At 57.5% G+C, this 18143-nt stretch carries 16 protein-coding genes; 2 read left to right on the forward strand and 14 right to left on the reverse strand.

The genetic code is table 11. From position 1 onward, the window contains the following. Positions 1–10: 10 nt before the first annotated feature. The 13 genes from CVE23_RS20490 to pilM form a co-directional block, all read right to left on the reverse strand. On the reverse strand, positions 11–1165 hold the full coding sequence (locus tag CVE23_RS20490; RefSeq protein ID WP_038920430.1) for a mandelate racemase family protein: 1155 nt from the start codon (positions 1163–1165) through the stop codon (positions 11–13). Positions 1166–1458: 293 nt separating this feature from the next. Beyond that, positions 1459–2463, reverse strand: a complete 1005-nt coding sequence (gene trpS, locus CVE23_RS20495; protein ID WP_038920431.1) for a tryptophan--tRNA ligase — start codon at positions 2461–2463, stop codon at positions 1459–1461. 1 nt (position 2464) lies between these two features. Further along, on the reverse strand, positions 2465–3163 hold the full coding sequence (locus CVE23_RS20500) for a phosphoglycolate phosphatase (protein ID WP_038664935.1): 699 nt from the start codon (positions 3161–3163) through the stop codon (positions 2465–2467). Next, positions 3156–3833, reverse strand: a complete 678-nt coding sequence (gene rpe / locus CVE23_RS20505; RefSeq protein WP_038664932.1) for a ribulose-phosphate 3-epimerase — start codon at positions 3831–3833, stop codon at positions 3156–3158. The genes CVE23_RS20500 and rpe overlap by 8 nt, the downstream gene beginning before the upstream one ends. A 139-nt stretch (positions 3834–3972) precedes the next feature. After that, positions 3973–4800: an adenine-specific DNA-methyltransferase gene (dam, locus tag CVE23_RS20510; RefSeq protein ID WP_038664929.1), complete on the reverse strand. Its 828-nt coding sequence runs from the start codon at positions 4798–4800 to the stop codon at positions 3973–3975. 76 nt (positions 4801–4876) lie between these two features. Continuing rightward, positions 4877–5932, reverse strand: a complete 1056-nt coding sequence (locus tag CVE23_RS20515) for an SPOR domain-containing protein (RefSeq protein WP_100850241.1) — start codon at positions 5930–5932, stop codon at positions 4877–4879. Positions 5933–6066: 134 nt separating this feature from the next. Continuing rightward, the gene (gene aroB / locus CVE23_RS20520) at positions 6067–7152 is read right to left on the reverse strand and encodes a 3-dehydroquinate synthase (protein WP_049842586.1); all 1086 of its coding nucleotides are present in this window, start codon (positions 7150–7152) and stop codon (positions 6067–6069) included. A gap of 53 nt (positions 7153–7205) precedes the next feature. Continuing rightward, positions 7206–7727 (reverse strand): shikimate kinase AroK, encoded by a 522-nt coding sequence (gene aroK, locus CVE23_RS20525; RefSeq protein WP_038669202.1) that lies wholly within the window; start codon positions 7725–7727, stop codon positions 7206–7208. 601 nt (positions 7728–8328) lie between these two features. Next, entirely contained in the window at positions 8329–9639 is a 1311-nt protein-coding gene (gene hofQ, locus CVE23_RS20530; RefSeq protein WP_049842585.1) for a DNA uptake porin HofQ, read from the reverse strand. Positions 9640–9642: 3 nt separating this feature from the next. Further along, positions 9643–9933 (reverse strand): HofP DNA utilization family protein, encoded by a 291-nt coding sequence (locus tag CVE23_RS20535; protein ID WP_229705568.1) that lies wholly within the window; start codon positions 9931–9933, stop codon positions 9643–9645. A gap of 62 nt (positions 9934–9995) precedes the next feature. Next, entirely contained in the window at positions 9996–10550 is a 555-nt protein-coding gene (locus CVE23_RS20540; RefSeq protein WP_225622617.1) for a hypothetical protein, read from the reverse strand. Beyond that, complete coding sequence (locus tag CVE23_RS20545; RefSeq protein WP_100850242.1) at positions 10547–11107, reverse strand: PilN domain-containing protein; 561 nt, start codon at positions 11105–11107, stop codon at positions 10547–10549. The genes CVE23_RS20540 and CVE23_RS20545 overlap by 4 nt, the downstream gene beginning before the upstream one ends. Next, complete coding sequence (gene pilM / locus CVE23_RS20550) at positions 11101–12009, reverse strand: type IV pilus biogenesis protein PilM (protein ID WP_100850243.1); 909 nt, start codon at positions 12007–12009, stop codon at positions 11101–11103. Before pilM ends, CVE23_RS20545 begins: the two co-directional genes overlap by 7 nt. Before the next feature lie 319 nt (positions 12010–12328). Here pilM and mrcA point away from each other — a divergent pair, with 319 nt between their 5' ends. Continuing rightward, the gene (mrcA, locus tag CVE23_RS20555) at positions 12329–14887 is read left to right on the forward strand and encodes a peptidoglycan glycosyltransferase/peptidoglycan DD-transpeptidase MrcA (RefSeq protein WP_038920436.1); all 2559 of its coding nucleotides are present in this window, start codon (positions 12329–12331) and stop codon (positions 14885–14887) included. 147 nt (positions 14888–15034) lie between these two features. Here the strand turns inward: mrcA and nudE are convergent, their stop codons facing one another. Next, positions 15035–15586, reverse strand: coding sequence for an ADP compounds hydrolase NudE (gene nudE / locus CVE23_RS20560; protein WP_038920437.1), 552 nt, complete (start codon positions 15584–15586; stop codon positions 15035–15037). A gap of 423 nt (positions 15587–16009) precedes the next feature. Here nudE and CVE23_RS20565 point away from each other — a divergent pair, with 423 nt between their 5' ends. After that, complete coding sequence (locus tag CVE23_RS20565; protein ID WP_100850244.1) at positions 16010–18139, forward strand: intracellular growth attenuator family protein; 2130 nt, start codon at positions 16010–16012, stop codon at positions 18137–18139. The last annotated feature ends 4 nt before the right edge of the window (positions 18140–18143 follow it).

Genomic DNA, 18143 nt, shown 5'->3' on the forward strand with positions numbered 1-18143 from the left:
AAACGTCTTATCAGTGCTTGCTCAACGTATGGGCATCAATCCAGTCAAAATTAATGTCCTCGCCCAAACCGGGACGCTGCGACAAATGGACATACCCTTCTTCGTCCATCGGGTCGACCAGCGTATTCAGATAGGCCGCCGGCTCGTCGTAGTTCAGGAACGGATGCAGCAGGCCGCGTTCGTACCAGCGGCAGTTTTTAATCGCCCCCACCACCGCCAGGTTCGGCGCGCCGTTGCCGTGAATTTCGCAATCCATGCCGAAGGCTTCCGCCAGATGCGCCACTTTAAGACACGGCGAAATCCCGCCCACGCCCTGCACCCCGGCGCGCAGAATGTCGCAGGCGCCCTCTTTCACCCAGTCGGCGCGGCTGAAGTATTTCCCGCCCAGGCTTTCCGGCCCGATGACGTCAATGTCCAGATTCTTGTTCAGCCAGCTGTAGGACGCCATGCTCTGCTCTTCCATCGGCTCTTCGAACCAGGTGAAGTTCAGTTTTTGCAGTTCACGGCCGATATACAGCGCCTCGCTGCGGCTGTACCAGTGGTAGCCGTCCAGCATCAGGCAGATATCCGGCCCCACCGCCTCGCGCACCGCCGCACAGGCTTTGACGTCCATTTTCGGGCTGGGCGCGAACGACACCGGCGGCATCCAGGTGTGCAGTTTGATGGCCTTGTAACCGCGTTTCACCAGCTTTTCAGCAAACTGGCCGTATTCTTCCGGCGTGGACAGGCCGCCTGTCAGCTCGTCGCCGCACATGGTGCTGCCGTAGGCCGGCACTTTATCGCGGTAGCCGCCCAGCAGTTTGTACACCGGCAGATTCAGCGCACGCCCGGCCAGATCCCACAGCGCCTGCTCGGCGATCGCCAGCGCGCGGTCGGTCAGCTGGTTGGCGCTGCCGCGCTGCCAGTGCACCAGATCCTGCCACAACCGCTCACGATCAAACGGATCCTGCCCAATCAGCACCTTGCGGAAAAAGCTGTTCACCACGTATGGGCGGATCACTTCCGGCGGCGCGAACGCATAGCCTTTGTGACCGCTGTCGGCGGTGATGGTCAGCAACGCCATACTGGCCTGATGCTCATCGCCCGGATGAGAATGTCCTGCACTGTCGGAAACGCGACGAGTGGGATAAGTGAAGACGGTGACGTCGATCGATTCAATTTTCACGTTGATTACCTGCCTGAAGGTGAAGCGCCTGCCAGCACGGGCTCTTATAACCATAAGAAGAACGGAGAGAGAATAAAAACACAGTGCTGATTTAATAAAATTGCGTTTTATTTTTATCGATTATTGAGGAAGTCTGCTGTGAGGTCATTAGGCAATCTATAACATTTGTGAAAATTATCCACCCGATGATTATGCAATTGCCCTATTTACAAGTGTCCGCCCATCAGGGCATAAAAAAAGCGCCGTTCCTGATGGGAAACGGCGCTGTCTGAACCGGTCCGGCGAAAATCAGATTACGGGCGAGCCACGAATCCAACCACGTCATACACCTTGCGCAGCGTTTCCTGCGCGCGGGCGCTGGCTTTCTGCGCGCCGTCACGCATCACCTGCTGCAGGAAGGCTTCATCATCGCGGAAGCGATGATAACGCTCCTGCAACTCGATCAGCATGCCGGAGACGGCGTCCGCCACCGCGCCTTTCAGGTGACCATACATCTGGCCGTCGAACTCCTGCTCCAGTTCGGCAATGGATTTTCCCGTCACCCCAGAGAGGATATCCAGCAGGTTGGATACGCCGGCCTTGTTTTGCAGGTCGTAACGCACCACCGGCGGCTCGTCGGAATCCGTTACCGCGCGTTTGATCTTCTTCACCACCGATTTCGGGTCTTCCAGCAGGCCGATAACGTTATTGCGGTTGTCATCCGACTTGGACATTTTCCTGGTCGGCTCCAGCAGCGACATCACTCGCGCGCCGGATTTAGGAATGAACGGCTCCGGAATACGGAACGTTTCACCGTAAATAGTGTTGAAACGCTGGGCGATATCACGGCTCAGTTCCAGATGCTGTTTCTGGTCTTCCCCGACCGGCACCTGATTGGTCTGGTACAGCAGGATATCGGCCGCCATCAGCACCGGGTAATCGAACAGACCCGCGTTGATGTTTTCTTCATAACGGGCGGACTTGTCCTTGAACTGGGTCATGCGGCTCAGTTCGCCGAAATAGGTGTAGCAATTCAGCAGCCAGCCCAGTTGCGCGTGCTCCGGCACATGCGACTGAACGAAAATCGTGCTTTTCTGCGGGTCGATGCCACAGGCCAGATAGAGCGCCAGCGTGTCCAGCGTCGCTTTGCGCAATTGCTGCGGGTCCTGGCGGACGGTGATCGCATGCTGATCCACGATGCAATAGATGCAGTCAAAATCATCCTGCATGTTGACCCACTGACGTAACGCACCCATGTAGTTACCAATGGTCAACTCGCCTGACGGCTGTGCGCCGCTAAATACAATGGGCTTACTCATGTCATGCTTCCTGATCGTTTGAAAGGGGTAACCCGGCAAGGGTCAATAAATCTGCAAAGCGATCCAGCACCACGTCAGGGTGGCTCAGGGCAATCGCCTCGCCATAGTTATAACCGTACGTCATGCCGACGCACGGGCATCCGGCGGCCCGCGCCGCCTGAATATCATTGCGCGAATCGCCGACGAACAGCAACTCGTTCGCCCGCAGCCCGAGCTTGCCCAGCACCATATACAGCGGCGCCGGATGCGGCTTCTTCTCGGTCACGTCATCACCGCCCAGAATCAGCGAGAAGTCGTTGCCGATCCCCAGCATCTCCAGCAACGGCGCGACAAACGGCGTCGGTTTATTGGTGACTACCGCCATGCGAAAACCGCGTTCGGCCAATTGCGCCAGCGTTTCCTGCACGCCCGGAAACAGCAGGCTACCGCTGTCCACCGTGCGGGCATAATACTTGTCGAACAGCGAACGGGCGTCATGAACCTGCCGTGCCGTCGGTTCCATACCAGCCCAGCGCAATGCGCGCTCTACCAGCACATCGGCGCCGTTGCCAATCCAGGTGGACACCAGCGCTTCGCCCGCGCGAGGCAGTGACAACGCCCCCAGAGTCATATCGACCGCTTCGGCCAGCCCCGGCGCACTGTTGATCAGCGTGCCGTCAAGGTCGAACGCCAGCCCGCGAATCGCAGAGAAATCAGTCATGACGTACCGTCTCCAGTTCCTGTCGCATACGCTCAATCACCGCCCGGTAATCCGGTTGGCCGAAAATCGCCGAACCGGCGACAAACATGTCCGCCCCGGCCGCCGCAATCTGCGCGATGTTCTCGACTTTAACGCCGCCATCCACTTCCAGGCGAATATCGTAGCCGCTTTCATCAATCCGCTTACGTACCTGGCGCAGTTTATCCAGCGTGGACGGAATGAAAGACTGGCCGCCAAAGCCCGGATTGACGGACATCAGCAGAATGATGTCCAGCTTATCCATCACGTAATCAAGATAACTCAGCGAGGTGGCGGGGTTAAACACCAGACCGGCCTTGCAGCCATGATCCTTGATCAATTGCAGGGTACGGTCGACATGTTCGGACGCTTCGGGATGAAACGTGATGAAACTGGCGCCGGCTTCGGCAAAATCAGGGATCAGCCGATCCACCGGTTTTACCATCAAATGCACATCCACCGGTGCGGTGATGCCATAGTTGCGCAGAGATTTCAGCACCAGCGGACCGATAGTCAGATTGGGAACATAGTGATTGTCCATCACGTCAAAGTGGACCACATCCGCCCCGGCCGCCAGGGCCTGCGCCGTGTCCTCGCCAAGACGGGCAAAGTCAGCCGACAAAATAGACGGGGCGATTAAAAACGGTTTCATGCGTTTCTCCAAACCATCAAGTCTGCATTTTGCTGCCGGGCGCTATGGATTAATCTCACACCTGCGCAGCCACTCTGTAGGGGAACAACCCTTTTACTTCCTCACATCGCGCCCATCCGCCCGCAGCGCCCGATCACGCTCAGAACGCTGCCTGACAATACAACGCCAGCAACTCATTGACCTTACTGCGGCCCGAAATATTGCGGCTGATGGTGCGGCGCGCCTTGACCACATACAACGACGAAGCGTCACGGTACCATTCACGAGTCAGTACTGTATCGTGATTGGAAATCAGTACCGGGATCTGGCTTTGCGACGACAACTGCTGCGCCAGCTGCGCCAGATTCTGTTGGTCCCGATTATTAAAGTTGTTGGTATGGTACGCCGTAAAATTGGCCGTAGCCGACAGCGGCGCGTAAGGCGGGTCGCAATACACCACCGAGCCCGGGGAGGCGTTAGTCAGCGTCTGCTGATAATGCTCGCACACGAACGTAGCGTTCTGCGCCTTTTCCGCAAACCAGTAAAGCTCTTCTTCCGGAAAATAGGGTTTCTTATAGCGCCCAAACGGCACATTGAACTCGCCACGCATGTTATAGCGGCACAGACCGTTATAACAATGACGGTTCAGATACAGAAACAGCAGCGCCCGACGATAATCATCGGTACAGAGATTGAACTCCTCTCTCAACCGGTAAAAAACATCCGAGGTATTCACTTCATCGATAAACAGCTCGCGGGCATCGCGGATGAAAGCATCGGTTTCGGTTTTGACAATTTTATAGAGATTAATCAGATCGCTGTTGATATCCGCCAGAATATAGCTGTCGTAGTCAGTATTGAGAAATACGGAACCCGCGCCCACGAAAGGCTCGATTAATCGCTCTCCCGCTGGCAGATATCGGCGAATCTCTTCCACCAGCGGATACTTCCCACCGGCCCATTTTAAGAACGCGCGGTTTTTCTTCATGCCGTCGTTAATTACTCACACAGTTCAGAGCCACGGATTGTACTCTGTTTAGACAGCACATCAGGGCCAATTGGTCTTACTTGGTCAAGTCCTGCTTCACCTGACGGATCGGCCTGACCCATGGTTTTTTCGCCTGAACATCAGCAGGCAAGGACGCAATGGCGCGTTTGGCATCCTCCGGCGAGGCGTAAACACCATTCACCAGAACATACCAGGGTCGCCCGTCACGTTTCGTTTCATATACCCAGTAATTCGCCAGCCGCTGTTCCCGGGCATACGCTTTGAGGGAATCCTCGCGGGAGGCGCTGCTGAGTTGCAAAGTAAAGTGGCCGGCCGGCGCACTCTGGATAGCCGTACCGCTCTGGCTTCCGGCTGACGTCGCCGGTTTGACCGCCGCTGCCGGTTTGCTGGCCGGTGCGGGCGTCACGGCCGTCGTGGGTGCCCGATGCGCATTCGCAGCAGGTTTGGCGCTCTCTTTCGCCTCGGCGGCGGTTTTATGAGATGCCGGAGAAGGCTGTTTTTCCGCCTGAACATGGGCAGGAGATTTCTCCGCAGGCTGAGCACGTCCGCCTTTGGTTGCCGGCGCCAGCACGGTCGCCGGTTCGGTCGGCAACCCAGAAGACAACGCGTTCACCCGGTCCTGTTGCTGAGGCTGAGACAGCGCATCGGTAATATTGCCCGGCAATTCAATACGCTGCTGGTTGCTATTCTGCGAAGGCAACGGCGCCTGCGTGGGCGTACCGGAAACAGGCTGACCACTCAGCGTCTGCGCAGAGCCTGCGCCCGAATTCGGAGCGGCGACTGGCGCCGGAGAAGAGGGCTGAAGCGCCGCCGCCGGTGGCGGTGTTCCCGGTTCCTGACTGGAAGACATGGACGATGACAGATCGATATTCCTGTCAGAACCTGCTGGTTGCGACGGAGCCGAAGATTTGTTCTGGCTGGGAGATTGCAGAGCAGAACCAATGCCGATGATCAGCAGCACCAGTACCACAATACCGATACCAATCATGGTGTGTTGTCTGGATAGCGAGACACTGGGGGCAGCGAAGCCTTTGCTTCGTCTCTGCTGGCGCGCAGGGCGTCGATCGCTGGTATCCGGCTTCAATTCTTCTTCCGGATTGAACTCATCCATTTATACCCTCCAACTGAAAGGCTAGCTTCCGCGGACATCTGACACTGCGAAAGTCTAAATCATAAGGCATTGTATTTTAAACGTAAACTACCACAACTCCGGCTGCTGGCTATTCAGCCAGTCAGGGAGTGCGTTCAGGGAAGGCAGTCGGCAATGGATGCCAGCACCAGTTCGTGCGATACGCCCGCTCGGACTTCCGACTGACCTATCGCCGTGGGCAGAACCAGACGCAGTTCCCCCGCCAGAACCTTCTTGTCCCGCATCATGTGCGGCAGATACGCTTGTGGAGCCATTTCACGCGGCCCGGTGACAGGCAATCCGGCCCGCAGCAACAGCGCCCTGATGCGCTCGACATCGTCAGCGCTAAACTGCCCGAGACGGCGGGCGGCCTCGGCCGCCATGACCATGCCCGCGGCTACGGCTTCGCCATGCAGCCAGTTGCCGTAGCCCATTTCCGCTTCAATGGCATGTCCATAAGTGTGGCCCAAATTCAGCAAGGCGCGCAGTCCGGATTCACGTTCATCCGCCGCCACCACCTCCGCCTTCAGTTCGCAACAACGGCGAATACAGTAAGCCAGCGGTTCATCCTGCAGGCTGCGCACAGCGTCAATATGCTCTTCCAACCATTCGAAAAACGCGCGGTCAAGGATGATGCCATACTTGATCACTTCAGCCAGACCGGAGGAAAGCTCGCGTGCGGGCAGCGTTTTAAGGCAATCCAGATCGACCACCACCGAAGCAGGCTGGTAGAACGCGCCAATCATATTTTTGCCTAGCGGATGGTTGACGGCGGTTTTTCCGCCGACGGACGAATCGACCTGCGCCAGCAGCGTGGTCGGAACCTGAATGAAGCGAACGCCGCGCTGATAACAGGCGGCGGCAAAGCCGGTCAGATCGCCGATAACGCCGCCCCCCAACGCGACCAGCGTGGTGTCGCGCCCATGCGGCCGGGCCAGCAAGGCGGAAAACACCTGCTCCAGCACGGTTAAAGACTTGAACTGTTCGCCATCAGGCAGAATCACCTGATCAACCCGCACGCCGCTTTTTTCCAACCGATCACGCAACGCATCCAGATAAAGCGGCGCCAACGTCTCATTGGTCACCAGCATGGCCTGATCGCCAGCCTTCAGCGGCATAAAAGAAGCCGCATCGTTGAAAAGACCGGCGGCGATCGTAATGGGGTAACTGCGTTCCCCGAGGGTTACGGTGACTCTTTCCATGCGCGTTCCATTGATCTGTCAGAAACCTGCGGTGTGCAGGAGATTACACAAAATCAGTTGCTTTCCAGCATGCTGATGATCTGGTTGGCAACGACCTTGGCGCTTTGTTCATCGGTGCGAATCGTGACATCGGCGATTTCTTCATACAGCGGATTACGCTCTTTCGCCAATGCCTCCAGCACTTCGCGTGGTGGGGTTTCAACCTGAAGCAACGGACGTTTTTTATCTCGTTGAGTACGGGCCAACTGTTTTTCAATGGTGGTTTCCAGATACACCACCACGCCGCGTGCAGACAGGCGATTGCGGGTTTCGCGTGATTTCACCGAACCGCCGCCTGTTGCCAGTACAATGCCCTGCTTTTCCGTCAATTCATTAATGACTTTCTCTTCGCGATCGCGGAAGCCTTCCTCGCCTTCCACATCAAATACCCAGCCCACATCAGCCCCGGTACGTCGCTCAATTTCTTGATCGGAGTCGAAGAATTCCATATTGAGCTGCTGAGCTAACTGACGGCCAATAGTGCTTTTGCCGGCACCCATAGGCCCAACCAGAAAGATATTGCGTTTCTCTGCCATTTTTTTGGTATTACTAAGAAATTCGTTAATGATAACCCGCCCCGCCATGTAACCTGCGGCGGAACCTAAACTGAAACCTCATGAGCGATAGTGCGAGAATCAGACAAAAAATTATCTCAATACTCAGGGTAGTTTGGCAACCGAATAAAATGCCACACGAATCAGGCAGCGATAAACCGTGCGTTTTATCTATACCCGTCATACTTCAAGTTGCAGGTGCGTTGGCGTTATTACGCGGCCCATACATGGGCCTCGCCCCTTCCAGGCCGCAGCACGCTGTGTTAAACGCTGCTCACGGCAACGTTGTCACGCCCTTTGTCGCTTACTGATGTAAACGCCCGAGGATTCACTGCGTCGCCGCGTTACCAGGCTCATAATGAGCCTGGCCCTGAAAGGCCAACGCGTTGCGTTGTTTAAAACGCGAGCGTTTTGTCCTGCAACTTGAATTATTTGGGGTGTACACCGCTGATGTAACACCACTTCCGTGCTCAAGCCGCTATCCTTGTATGCTAAAACGAGGGTATCGTCAAACGATGAAGGGCACTATTTTAACAAAGCGGACCGACAAGACAGGCGGCGCTGCTCGTCCGCCTGCCCGCCTTCAGGCCGCCGGAGCGCGTCTGGCCGACTGGATCAGCGTTGGGGTAATAAAGATGACCAGCTCGCGACGCGTGTGCTGCTGATTACCGCTGCGGAACCATTGCCCTATGCCCGGCAACGCGCCCAGCCCCGGAACCTGCCGCTCGCCCTGATTCTTCTGCTGCTGGAAAATACCGCCCAGCACAATGGTTTCACCATCCTGCACCGTCACCTGTGTCTGGATTTCCTGTTTATCGATCGCCAGTATCTCGCCCCCTTCGCCCTGTTTGATGGCGCGTCCCGGCATATTCTGGCTAATCAACAGATTGAGCGTTATCTGCCCGCCATGCAGAATCCTGGGCGTGACTTCCATTCCCAGCACCGCTTCTTTGAACTCAATCGACGTTGAGCCGCTGGCGCCGCTGGACACCTGATACGGAATTTCCGTGCCCTGCTTGATGCTGGCCGTCTGCTGATGTGCGGTAAACAGGCGCGGACTGGCGATGATCTCCACTTCATTTTCCTGTTCCAGCGCCATCAATTCCAGATCCAGCAGCCGTCCGTTCAACTTCGCCAGATGAAACCCCGCGTTGACGGCGGGCGACTCCACCGGCAGGCTGACGCTGAAATTGTTCATTTGCAGCGCCTGCCCCGTCGTCGCGGCATCGCCCAGTCCCCAGTTGACGCCCAACGCCTTAAGGTGCTCACTGCTGATGGTCACGATATGCGCCGCCAGTTGCACCTGCGCCAGCGGTTTGTCCAGTTCCCCGACCCAGGGACGAATTTGCTCCAGCGCTGAAACGACATCCCTCACCAACAGCGTATTGGTGCGTTTGTCCACCGTTACGCTGCCACGCTCGGTCAGTAAAGTACCGCGCTGACTCTGCAGACTCGCTACCACGTCGGCGGCTTCCGCGTACTGCAAGGTAACGGACAGATTCTGCAACGGCAGTTGCTGACGCTGTTTGGCCGCCAGCTCCTCCTGTTGCCGCTGCCGGTCTTTCGTATAGGTGTCGGGGTAGACCATCATGACGCTGTCCTGCCGTTCAATCGTCAACTGACCCATGCGCAGAATAATATCGAGCGCCTGCTGCCAGGGAACCTGCTGCAAATTCAGGCTGACGTTGCCCGTCACGCCCGGCGCCACCACCAGATTAAGCTGCTGGTGATCGGCCAGCGCCTGCAAGACGCGCTGAACCGGCACATCATCGAACGCCAGCGAAACCGGCTCGTCGCCGCGGGCTTCGGCTAGCACACCGCTAAACAACATCATCAGCCAGATTAGCCAGCCGTACCGACGTAACCGCCCGCCGGGAAAACATCCTGTCTTCATGCGTTATTCCTTTTTGTGATGAAAGGGCGAGCCAAGATGAACCTCTGACGCCCCACAATGCACCGTCTCGTCTGCCGGGCGCAGCGTGGCGCCAGTGCTATCCAGCCGCGTAATCCGCCAGTCGCCGGGCGGGATAACGTCGCCATCGCGGACTCGCAGCCAGCCGCCTGGCGTCTGCGCCAGCCATCCGACCCACTGCGATGACGACCCCACCATGCCTTTCAACCGCCATTCATCCGGTAACGTTCGGTTCTCGCATGATGCGACCAGACGCGGCTGAAACGGATCGCGCATCGTCTCCGCCCTCGTCATTCCCGACAGCCAAGCGAGCCACAATATGATGCCTCGCCATCCGCTCATCGCGCCGTCTCCACTGGCTGCGGCAACGACAGCCGCAGTTCGGTGCGCAGCCCGGCAGGCGTTTTTCGGATCGTCAGATGATCAATGCGCAGCACCACCGGGAGCGCCCTGAAACGCGTCAGAAAATTCAGGGTCGCGGCATACTCCGCGTTAAAAGCCAGCAGCCAGGCAGGCGATGTCGTATTCATGTCTTCCGGCTGCACCGGACGCCACGTCACCAGATGTACGCCGCTATCACGTAGCGGCGCTTCCAGCCACGCTGCTACGCGATTCGACGACCAGTCCGCCGCCAAGGGCGGCTGATCCGCCAGCCAGCGCTGAAGCGCGTGCAAGGCTGGCATCCGGGTAATGTTCTCCCGCCACTGCGCAATGACCAGCGTACTGTCCCGATGCTGCTGCTCAAGTTGCAACAGCAACTGCCGTTCTGCCGAAATCCATACCCCGCCGACCATCAGCGCCGCCAGCATCACCAGCGCTGATGGCGCCAGTAGCAGCAACCACAACGGCGTCGCCAGCCAGCGGGCAGTCATGGGGTAAAGCCATGCCATCATCCGTTGTCTCCCGTCTCAGCCAACGCCTGCCAATACAGGCGCAACGAGAAAACCAGCCTCGAACTATCCTGCGTGTCGCGCTGCGTCTGTTGTACGCTGGCGTGTTCTATCTGCGGTAACGTCGACATCGCCTTCGCCAGAGTGACGATAGCAGAATAGTGATTACTCACTCCGGATATCTGGAGATGCGCGCCGCTATCGCCGATTTCCGTTAGCCAGAGCGAATCGGGCACCAGCGTCGGCAACTGTTCAAGCAACGCCTGATAGCGCAAATTCTGCCGCCGTCCTCGTTCCTGCGCCGCCTGCTGCGCCAGCCGCGCTTCCCGCGCCTGCCAGGCATCCCGCGTCCGGCGGTAGAGCTGTTCATACTGCGACTGTTGCGACTGCGTTTGATCGAGGCGCAGCCGCAGTTCCGCCAGTTGTTGCTGCCAGTACCCACCGACCACGGCCGCCGTACAACCGATGCCAAACAGCGAGAAACCCAGCGCCAGCAGGCTCAGCCGCATACGCCGATATAACAGGCGCTGGCGCCACGCCAGAAGATTAACCGTCAACATGGCGTATCCTCCGGGCGCATCGCCAGACCGCCGGCAATGGCAAAGGCGGCGGGAAACGTCGGCAACGGAGGTTGCTGCCGCTCAAACGCGCTCAGGGGGGACCAGGGAATCAACGTGGCGGGAAGCTGTTGCAGATACTCCGGCGCAGATGCGCTGAGATAGGCCTGATGAGAAGCGTTATTTTGATAGCAGGTACTTACATACTTCAGTACATCAGGCGACGTCGCAACGCCATCCGAGCGGCTCGACATGTCATCTGAATAAATGCCATCTGAATAAATGTCGTCGGGATAAAAAGTACCGAATGCCAGTGGTTCCGCCAGCGGCGCAACCCACAGCCAGTGATCGTCGAAGCGGTGCAGCAACAGGCGATCGGTCGCCAGTCCGGCCTGGGCGGCCATGCAACGCAAAGCGCAGGGAGTAATATCCACAGCGTCGGGCTGCAAGCCGGCATCGCGCAGGCAATGCAGCCAGATGTTCAATTCGGTTTGGCGCGCCGCGGTGACCAGCAGCGTATTCGGCGTTTGCGGGTCGGGGCGATAATCCAGCGCCAGATCGTCGCCGCTGATCGGCAAGGCCTTTGCCGCCATCTTTCCGATATATTCGCCGCGCCGCGGCTCACGCAAACGGCGGTCAGGCAGCACCAGCCGTTGCTGCAGTACCCGCGAGGCGGGAAATCCCAACCGCAATGAAACAAATCGTGGCAATTCCTGCCGCCATTGACGAAGAACCGTACAAAGCGCGGCGGGATGATGTAGACTACCGCCGCTTAATGTTCCGCCCGGCAACGGCAACTGCCACCAGTGGCGCAATTGCCAGCCATGCCTGCGGCGTTGTACGGCCAGAGCACGCATAAAACCGTTCTGGATATCCAGTCCAACCTGCCAGATGGGATAAGCCATGAGTGTTCGATCTCCTTATCGTTTCATAACAGAACAGATACCCGATGGATGTCGGGGTACAGATAAGGCGGCCACCGACCGGGTGAATCCCCAGGAACTGAACCCGGTAGCGGCAGGGTGACAAATCTGCCGGGCTGATTCGGCCCCGGTTTGCAGCGCCCCCAGGCGGGGCGAGGCCCAGAGAAGGGCCGTATACAGAGGGCGGCCAACGCATCTGTAACCTGAAAGATGACGGGTATATCCACCTTGCTGGCTTCCCTTTATACTAGCGCCCGTCTGTTTATAAACTATTCAATTGCTACTGAATGGAAAATCTCCGGTGAAGTTCGTAAAGTACCTATTCATCCTTGCAGTGAGTTGCATTCTGCTGGGAGCCGCTTCGCTCTATGGCCTCTATCGCTATATCGAGCCGCAGTTACCTGATGTCGCCACGCTGAAAGACGTCCGTCTGCAGACGCCGATGCAGGTTTACAGCGCCGACGGCGAGCTGATCGCCCAGTTTGGCGAAAAGCGTCGTATCCCGCTGAAGCTGGATCAGATTCCCCCCACGATGGTGAACGCGTTTATCGCCACGGAAGACAGCCGTTTCTTCGAACATCATGGCGTTGACCCACAAGGGATTATCCGTGCGGCGGTGATCGCCCTGACGTCCGGTCACGCCTCGCAGGGGGCGAGCACCATTACCCAACAGCTGGCGCGAAACTTCTTTCTGAGCCCCGAGCGCACGCTGTTGCGTAAAATCAAGGAAGTGTTTCTGGCGATTCGCATCGAGCAAACGCTGACCAAAGACGAAATTCTTGAGCTGTACCTGAACAAGATCTATCTGGGTTACCGCGCCTATGGCGTCGGTGCGGCGGCGCAGGTCTATTTCGGCCGTCCGGTGGACCAGTTGACGCTGGCGCAAATGGCGATGATCGCCGGTCTGCCGAAAGCGCCGTCCACCTTCAACCCGCTTTATTCCTACGATCGCGCCGTCGCTCGCCGCAATGTGGTGCTGTCCCGTATGCTGGACGAAAACTACATTACGCAGACGCAATACGATCAGGCGCGCAATGAAAAGCTGGTGGCGGATTATCACGCGCCGGAAATCGCCTTCTCCGCGCCCTATCTGGCCGAAATGGTTCGTCAGGAAATGGTGAAGCGTTACGGCGAAGATGCGTATAACGACGGTTATCAGGTCTACACCACCATTACCCGCAAGTTGCAGTTGGCGGCGGAAGACGCGGTGCATAATAACGTCATCGCTTACGACATGCGCCACGGCTACCGTGGGCCGGAGCAGGTGCTGTGGAAAGTGGGCACCCCGGCCCTGACGCAGGATAAAATCGTCGAGGCCTTGAAAAAGCTGCCGGTTTACGGGCCGCTGTTCCCGGCGGTGGTGACTGACGCCAGCGCCGACAAAGCCCATGCCATGATGGCCAACGGCGACAGAATCGAACTGCCGCTGGCAGGGGTACGCTGGGCGCGCGCCTACCGCTCGGATGACCAGCAGGGCCCCACGCCGAAGCGCGTGACGGACGTGCTGGAGGCCGGCCAGCAAATCTGGGTGCGTAAAGTCGATAACGACTGGTGGCTGGCGCAAGTGCCGGACGTCAACTCCGCGCTGGTGTCGCTCAATCCGAAAGACGGCGCCGTGCTGGCGCTGGTAGGGGGTTTCGACTTCAACCAGAGCAAGTTCAACCGCGCCACGCAGGCGCTGCGTCAGGTCGGTTCGAACATCAAACCGTTCCTGTATACCGCGGCAATGGATAAAGGGCTGACACTGGCCACCATTCTCAACGACGCCCCGATTACGCGCTGGGATCCGGGCGCCGGTTCCGACTGGAGCCCGAAAAACTCGCCTCCGGTGTACGACGGCCCGATCCGTCTGCGTCAGGGGTTGGGGCAGTCGAAAAACGTGGTGATGGTACGCGCGATGCGCGCGATGGGCGTGGATTACGCCGCCGATTATCTGGAGCGCTTCGGCTTCCCGGAACAGAACATCGTGCATACCGAATCGCTGGCGCTGGGCTCGGCGTCCTTTACACCGCTGCAGGTGGTGCGCGGTTACGCGGTGATGACCAACGGCGGTTATCTGGTCGACCCTTATTTCATCACCAAAATCGACAACGCCAGCGGTAGCACCGTATTCAGCGCCACCCCGAAAGTGGTGTGCGATACCTGTAATCTGCCGGTGATCTACGGGGATACCCAACGTTCCGCCGTTCTGTCGGATGACAGCATGGAAAACGTGGCGACCTCGCAGGAAAACCCGGTGCAGGCCGCGCCGCAAGCTGACCCGGCCACACCGTCGGAAGTCGCCAGACAAGCGGCGACGCAGCCTTATGCGCCGCATGTCATCAGCACGCCGCTGTCTTTCCTGATCAAGGATGCGCTGAACAGTAATGTGTTCGGCGAACCAGGCTGGATGGGGACGGGCTGGCGCGCGGGCAAGGTGCTGCAACGCCGCGATATCGGCGGTAAAACCGGTACCACCAACAACTCGAAGGATGCCTGGTTCTCAGGTTATGGCCCCAATATCGTCGCTTCCGTGTGGATTGGTTTTGACGATCATCGCCGCGACCTTGGCCGGACGTCGGCATCCGGCGTGATTCGCGACCAGATTTCCGGTTACGAAGGCGGCGCGAAGAGTGCCGAACCTGCCTGGGATGACTTCATGAAGGTGGCGCTGGCGGGCGTACCGGAACAGAAAACGCCGCCGCCGCAAGGCATCGTGACCGTCACCATCGATCGCAGCAGCGGCAAACTGTCGGATGGCGGCGCCAACAGCCGTCAGGAATACTTCATTGATGGCACGCAGCCGACCGAACGGGCAGTGCATGACGCCGGCACCACGCTGTTCAATACCAGCAGCGGTCAGGCGGAAGAGCTGTTCTGATCCCGACGGCGATAGGTTTCTGATTGAGATACGTTTCTGATTGAGATACGTTTCTGATTGAGATACGTTTCTGATTGAGATAGCAAAAAGGCGCGATTATCGCGCCTTTTTCTTTGGTTATCGATCGTTCTGGCAGGTCGCTGTCGGTTATTGCCGGCCCAGCCACTGTTGCGCCAGAAACAGCGCGCTGACGTTGCGCGCTTCGCGAAAATCCGGCTCTTTCAGCAGCGACATCATGTCCGCCAGCGGCCAACGCACCAGTTGCAACGGTTCCGGTTCGTCGCCCTGCAGGCGTTGCGGGTACAGGCCGTTCGCCACCACCACATTCATACTGCTGGAAAAATAGGACGGCGCCATCGTCAGGGTGGATAACAATTCAAACTGTTCCGCGCCAAACCCGGCCTCTTCCATCAGTTCACGGTTAGCCGCTTCAAACACCGTCTCACCCGGATCTATCAAGCCCTTGGGAAACCCCAGTTCATACTGCTCAATCCCTACCGCGTACTCACGAATCAACAGCAACTCGTCGCCGCTCACCGGTACAATCATCACCGCTTCGCGGCCCGATGGACGCATACGCTCGTAAACGCGGCGCTCGCCGTTGCTAAATTCCAAATCAACGGCTTCCACATTGAACAGACGGGAACGGGCTACGGTCTCAACCTTGAGGATTTTGGGTTTTTGCAGGTTATTATTCATCGTGGCCTCTATAAGGAAACATCAACAGGCTTTCCCTGTTCAGGCCAATGGTCGGCACGGAACAAAAAACCGGTAGAGCCGCAGTTTCCTACAGAATCTTCAGTGAGTCACATTGTGCGTTAACATTAACAGCTGCTGCAACTCTATCATGGTGACTTTACATATCAGCAACACCACGTACACATTAATTTTTTTTATACAAAAATCATGGCGTACGCATAGCCGGTTATTGATGACTCATCAGAAAAAATTCAGACTTTCCTCATTTCAGCAATATCTCCCGCTTGCTAACATACGCTGTTAAACAACTAATAGTCGGTTAATTCAGTCATTAACCATGCGACGCGGGTTAACATTGTTCGTGTAGTTTTGTTACTATCCGGAAATAACAGAGGGAACCTTACGCTGTTGGCTGGAGATAATATGCGCACAATACTCATCATATTGGCTGTATTGTTTGCCTGTCTGATTGCGGTAGGGGGGATCATTGGCTATCTAATGTATCGTCGTCTTCTATTCGCCAAACGTTTGCCAGTTACACCGTCAGGACATCGTCAACTGACGGCGTCGGAACGTATTGCCATCGAACGCTATCTGGCCATGTCCCATCTGGACGGCCCGGTTTCGTCGTCCGTTCCGGTCGCGTCGCCGCGTCTGCCTCGTCTGCTGCCGGGCAACCGGGTGTATCCCATTACTCATAGCATCACTCGCTATGGGCTGAGTACCGATGCGCCCAACAAATGGCGCTACTATATCGACACTCAGGAGATTCACCTGCCCGCGCGCTGGGAGCAATACATCACCCAGAACAATGAGATCGAGCTGATCAAAACCCGTTCGATTCCGCTGGTGGTTTCACTCAACGGTCATTCGCTGACGGAATTCGTCAATGAGATGGATTCCAGCACCGGCGCCGATATCTCTGGCGAACAGGCGTCGATTCGCCCGGAAGTCCATGAGCACACCGAACTGGTGGCGATTCGCAGGGAAACACTGGAAGAACACGCCGTGCACCGCTCACGCGGCCTGCGCGAAACCGGGGTGCTGAGTCTGGCGTTTTTGCTGCTGGTGTTCAGCCTGACCAGCCCGCTGGCGATGCTGCCCTGGCTGGCTGGCGCCGCCTGCCTCATGGCCGGTTGGGGATGCTGGCAGCTGTTCCGCCCGCCCTCGCAGAAAGAACTCCGCGAGGTGCATTGCCTGCACGGCACGCCACAATGCATGGGGTTGTTCAGCGACGCCAGTCAAAGCCAGATCGGCAATGTCTCTCTCGGCAATATTGATCTCATCTATCCCCCTCACTGGCAGCCTTATATCGGCTACGATCTCGGCAGAAAAACCGATGTGGATATCTACCTGACCCGTCAGGTCGTGCGTCAGGGTCATTACCTGTCATTACACAACGAAGTCAAATTCTTCCCGCTACAGCAATGGGGCAAAAACGCCGTACTGGCGGTTGGCGCGTTGTTAAGCCTGATCCTGTTGTTGACCTCGGTGCCGCTTGATCTGCCGTTGAAACTCAGTCTGGCCTGGATGCAGGGCGCAAGCAGCATCAAGGTGACTCAGGTAGAAGAACTGGAGCGTATGCCGCTGCACATCGGCGACAAATTGCAGATCCGCGGCAGCGGCATGTGCTATGTGCCGCCGATCAACCTTAATCCGACCTCCTCCCGGGCCTCGGCGTTTGCGCCATTTGATTGCGCCGCCATTTACTGGAACAAGGCCGCGCCTCTGCCATTGCCCGAGTCGGACACCATCGAGAAAACCGCCGCGCTGCAAAAGACGGTCAACGAGCAGTTGCACCCAGCCGTCAGCGACAATCAGGTCAGCTCGCAACTGGCGGACGCCATTCAGAAATCCGGCATGATTCTGCTGAATAATTTCTCGGATATCGTGCTGAAAACCGATGCGCTGTGTGAAAAAGAAGAAGATTGCACCCGGCTCAAAAACGCGCTGATCAATCTGGGCAACGCCAAGAACTGGGATCTGCTGGTTAAACGTGCGCGTTCCGGCGCGTTGAAAGGCATGAGCGTGGTGCTGCGCCCGGTAAGCGCCGAGTCGCTGGATTCGCTGGTGAAAAACGCCACCGACGAGTTCTATAGCCGCGAAATCATCACGGCGTCCAATTCGCTGAACAGTCCGCCGCCGGGCGGTTTTCTGATTCGCAGCGACGAAGGCCGCCAGTTCGTCAATCATCAGATGCCCACCACGCCGCTGCGCGATTTCCCGCCGCAGGAGCAATGGCAGGAACTGCAACGTCTGTCATCCCTATTGCTGCACACGCCGTTCGAGTCCAACGGCGTGATTACTCAACTGAGCATCGATGCCAACGGCACCCGCCATATTTCGCTGCACAGCGAACCTGACGCGGTCACCATGTGGCGTTCGCTGGGCGCCTGCCTGCTGTTGCTGGCCTTCAGCGTCATTCTGATACTGAATCTGGTGTTGCTGCTGGTGAAACGCCGCCGCAGTCAGCAGCGTATCGCCAACATCCAGCAATACTACGCCCGCCATCTGGTGCCGGAAGCGCCCGCCGCCACCGCCATGTACGGATAATGGA

This window comes from Dickeya fangzhongdai (assembly GCF_002812485.1).
Classification (GTDB): Bacteria; Pseudomonadota; Gammaproteobacteria; order Enterobacterales; family Enterobacteriaceae; genus Dickeya; species Dickeya fangzhongdai.